General features: G+C 44.0%; 3 protein-coding genes, 4 tRNA genes and 1 pseudogene. All 8 read right to left on the bottom strand.

The annotated features are described in order from the left end of the window. Positions 1 to 77: pseudogene (locus tag AC0J20_RS23135) on the bottom strand (GTP-binding protein); the annotation flags it as partial. 61 nt (positions 78 to 138) lie between these two features. Further along, a tRNA-Thr gene (locus AC0J20_RS23140) sits at positions 139 to 214 on the bottom strand. A gap of 6 nt (positions 215 to 220) precedes the next feature. After that, positions 221 to 295: transfer RNA gene (locus AC0J20_RS23145), tRNA-Gly, on the bottom strand. Between the two features lie 127 nt (positions 296 to 422). After that, positions 423 to 507 (bottom strand) — tRNA-Tyr (locus tag AC0J20_RS23150). A gap of 8 nt (positions 508 to 515) precedes the next feature. Further along, positions 516 to 591: transfer RNA gene (locus AC0J20_RS23155), tRNA-Thr, on the bottom strand. Positions 592 to 722: 131 nt separating this feature from the next. Next, positions 723 to 1,430: a type III pantothenate kinase gene (locus AC0J20_RS23160; RefSeq protein ID WP_473023577.1), complete on the bottom strand. Its 708-nt coding sequence runs from the start codon at positions 1,428 to 1,430 to the stop codon at positions 723 to 725. Next, positions 1,414 to 2,388, bottom strand: coding sequence for a bifunctional biotin--[acetyl-CoA-carboxylase] ligase/biotin operon repressor BirA (gene birA / locus AC0J20_RS23165; RefSeq protein WP_473023579.1), 975 nt, complete (start codon positions 2,386 to 2,388; stop codon positions 1,414 to 1,416). The genes AC0J20_RS23160 and birA overlap by 17 nt, the downstream gene beginning before the upstream one ends. Next, positions 2,385 to 3,380 (bottom strand): UDP-N-acetylmuramate dehydrogenase, encoded by a 996-nt coding sequence (murB, locus tag AC0J20_RS23170; protein WP_473023581.1) that lies wholly within the window; start codon positions 3,378 to 3,380, stop codon positions 2,385 to 2,387. Before murB ends, birA begins: the two co-directional genes overlap by 4 nt. Positions 3,381 to 4,140: the final 760 nt, after the last annotated feature.

Consider the following 4,140-nt stretch of genomic DNA (forward strand, 5'->3'; position numbering starts at 1 on the left):
GTTTTACCGTGGTCAACGTGGCCGATTGTACCAACGTTTACGTGCGGTTTCGTACGTTCAAACTTTTCTTTTGCCATGACAAAAATTCCCAAGCATTGCTAGTGATTAAAATAAAACTTTAGGATGAAAGGTCAGGAATGGTGCTGATAGGCAGATTTGAACTGCCGACCTCACCCTTACCAAGGGTGCGCTCTACCAACTGAGCTATATCAGCTTATTTTGGAGCGGGCAGCGGGAATCGAACCCGCATCATCAGCTTGGAAGGCTGAGGTAATAGCCATTATACGATGCCCGCTAAAACATACATTCCAGAATCCTGGAACCACCTCATCCGAAACTTTCGTGTCGAGCTATTCTAATCACTCAACACAAGCTCAGGTTTCCCTGAACTTACGTTACCAGCCGAAACTAGTAACAGAATATGGTGGAGGGGGCTGGATTCGAACCAGCGAAGGCGGAGCCGTCAGATTTACAGTCTGATCCCTTTGGCCACTCGGGAACCCCTCCGAGATTGATGGTGCCGGCTGCCGGAGTCGAACTGGCGACCTACTGATTACAAGTCAGTTGCTCTACCAACTGAGCTAAGCCGGCACTGCATCAAGTGGGTGCGCATTCTAGTGGAATGCGTTTGTGTGTGCAACACATAATTATTAAAAAAACAGGATATTTTAACCGTTTGCTCAATTTAAAAGCATTTAGCGTATTTTCTGGCTTTAAAGCGGTCAAATAAAGCGCTTCATTCCTTTAAAAATGAGATTTTCATCTACTTCAATATTACTAAATTTTTCCTTATCCAGAAGCGATACGCCGCCGCCACAAACTAACACTTTGACCTTTTCCGCAAATTGCTCAGCAATATTTATTGCTTCATAAATCAATCCGTTTACCTGTGCACGGCAACCAAAATTTACACAATGCTCTGTCGAGCTTCCAAACAAGTTTTCTCCTGGATAATCGTTATTCCCAAAAACCTGTTGAGTGTTGCTAAACAAAGCTGACTTAGACATATCAAAGCCGGGCGTTATCCAACCGCCTTTGTGCTGCTTCTCATGAATTAAATCGACGGTCATGGCGGTACCAATACTTACCACTAATAACGCCTGTTCATCTTGCCGGGCTGCCGCCAGGATCATCATCCAACGATCCACTCCCAGCGTTTTAAAGTTTTGGTAAGCGCAGCGTGTGCCAAAAGCGGCTCTGTCGGTAAAAATCTCTGTAAACTCAATGCCTTTGCAGTGACACTCGTATTGTAATTGTTCAGAATATGAAGGACTTCTTACGGATGCCAAAATAACCCTTTGGGTAGTTTGCAATAAAGCCAAATCTCTTAAGGGATCAGTTTGTAATAAAAACTCATCTCCTGACAGAAAACTGGATTTAACGTTGCTGTTACCGGCATCTACCAATAAAACTTCATGCTGTTTTGACACTTATTTCGCCCCCAAACAACTCTTTACGCACGGTTTTATCCCCTTCAGCAACATCCACTAAAAGCGCACCTGTTGGACTTATTCCACGAGCGGTACACTGATATTGATTCTTGCCATTTACGATAAAAATGGGCTTATCCCGGAAGTGGTCGTGGTCTTCCCATTCCTCTACAAATGGGGCCAGCCCTTCAGAGGAAAATTGCGCTACTGTTTGCCGCAAGTTATTTATAAATGTGGCTGCCAGCGTATTTTTATTAATTTGCATCTGACTATTTTTTGTTAGATCCGTCCAGGGTTGATCAATTTCCTTTGATTCCCCCATGTTAACATTAAGCCCAATTCCGATAATGGCATCACAGCTGCCATCAGAATTCCCGGAGACCTCCACCAAAGTTCCGGATACTTTTTTACCATCAATATACACATCATTCGGCCACTTCAATGTAACCGGTAAAGCTACAAAGGGTTTTATTGTGCGCACAGTGGCTACGCCTATGGCCAGGCTTAAACCTGAAAGGCTTTGAAAGCCCATTTCAAAGTGCCATTTCATGGAAAGATAAAGATTGCTTCCGAAGGGAGACACCCATGTTTTACCTTGTCTGCCCCGCCCTTTCTTTTGTCCCTGAGCCAAACATACAAACCCATCAGGCAAACCGTTCACACGTTCTTTCACGTAGTCGTTTGTTGAGTCAATTAATGAATCGACGTGCAACATGGTGCTATCTTGTTGTATTAGTTGAGGAAGTAATATGTCGCTCTGCAATAATTCAATATCTGTCCCTAACCTGTAGCCGCTCCTGTGAACCGAGAATATATCGACGCCATGTTCTTGCAGTAACTTAATCTGTTTTGCTATTGCCGTTCTGGAAACAACAAACCGATTGGCCAGTTCTTCTCCAGAAACAAATTGACTGGCTGACAGACTTTTTATGAGCTCTGAGTGATCAATACGACTCATAGGTTAATGACTCCATTTTTACCTATTAGCAAGACTTCATTTTCTAAAGTTACCGAAAACAAATCCCGGACTTGTTCTTTGATATCACGCACAAATCTCAACAATGTCTGACCAGAGCCTTGACCATAATTTACGATCACAAGTGCATGCTTTTCGTAGGTACCAATTGAATCCACTTTCTTGCCCTTAAAACCAGCCTTTTCAATCAGCCATCCTGAGGACAATTTAACGCCATTTTTATCTTGATGATAAGTTGGCATTTCGGGATAACGCTCTTTGAGGACACAAGCAACCTCAGCGGTCACAACAGGGTTCTTAAAGAAACTACCAGCGTTGGCGAGTTTTGCAGGATCAGGTAATTTTGACTGTCGAATCTCAATGACTTTATTCATAACGGACAATGGAGTTGCATCTGTTGTTAAACTATCCAGGCCTTGATAAGTCAGTTTTGCTGTCCATTTCTTTGGCAACTGCAAACAAATCTTAGTGACCAATAGATCAGAGCCCGCAGTACTTTTAAAAATACTATTGCGGTAACCAAAACAACATTCTGGGTTAGTGAGTTCTTTTATTTCTTTGGTTTTTAAATTTACTGTTTGCACGCCCTTACACAAAGCTGAAAACTCGACACCATAAGCACCAATATTTTGCACCGCCGCAGCACCGCAATTTCCCGGTATCAGTGCCAGATTTTCTAAACCGCCAATACCTTTTTGGGTGACCTGTAGAACCAGATCATGCCAAACAACCCCCGCGCCAGCCTCAATCAACCAACTGTCGTCATTTTCAGTAATCAGTAACTCTTTATTGGTAAAAGTGACTATGTCACCGTCAAAATCTTCTACAAACGCGACATTACTTCCGCCACCTAATACAAAATAATGTTGATGGTCCAGATCTAAGGAATCCAGATCTTGAATATTCTCTAATTCATACAGATTGTTACATGACGCCTGCAGCGACAACGTGTGGCGATTTTTGAGGTTTACCAATGAAAACTCACCGTCAGTTTAGTTGTAGCTAATTCTAAAGAGACAAGCAGACATTACCAAGCCCTCACCACAAAAAATAATTTGTATGTGAATGACTTAAACTAACTCTTTTTATGTATTTTTGCCGCAATAAATTACGACCTACCTTTCATCGCACTCACATGGGGGTGAAGCCCGTTTCGGACGAAGCGAATACCTGGAGCTCCGACCGACCGAACGCCAGACAAGTGGACGTCTGGCCGGGAGCCCTCACCATGGTTGGTTTAAACCTCGATGATAGAAATTCACCATTTCAGATTACATCAAGATACTGTTTTGGATTCTTTAGCTGCGAAGCAGCGCCCACCATGGATGGCGGAAGTGCCTAAAATGCAAGGAGCATTTTTAGGCCTAGTCTCACATGGGGGTGAGGCCGGTATCTTTAGGCGCGCAGCGCCGCCCGGCCGAACGACTCGCCATGGATGGCGAGGCCGGCTGCCATCACAGGGATGTTTGTACCCCGTACTCTAATCAGAATGATAATGTTGAAGCTTTCCCGATGGGTTGGGTTGTCCCTGTAGATTAGCGCAGCTAATCGCTATTTAGGGAGAGGGCTATCCGGCTGCATTGATACAGCAACTGTACTTTTCTGAATGACAAATGCAAAAAAGGGCTACCCAAACGGATAGCCCTTTCTCTAAATAGGAGCCTGGCGGTGTGCTACTCTCACATGGGGAGACCCCACACTACCATCGCCGCTAATACGTTTCACTGCTGAGTT

The sequence above is a fragment of the Planctobacterium sp. R6 genome (genome assembly GCF_055755215.1).

What these genes read in the sequence shown, in the direction of transcription:
- birA (WP_473023579.1), bottom strand. Translation starts at nt 2,388, where the DNA reads ATGAGTCGTATTGATCACTCAGAGCTCATAAAAAGTCTGTCAGCCAGT.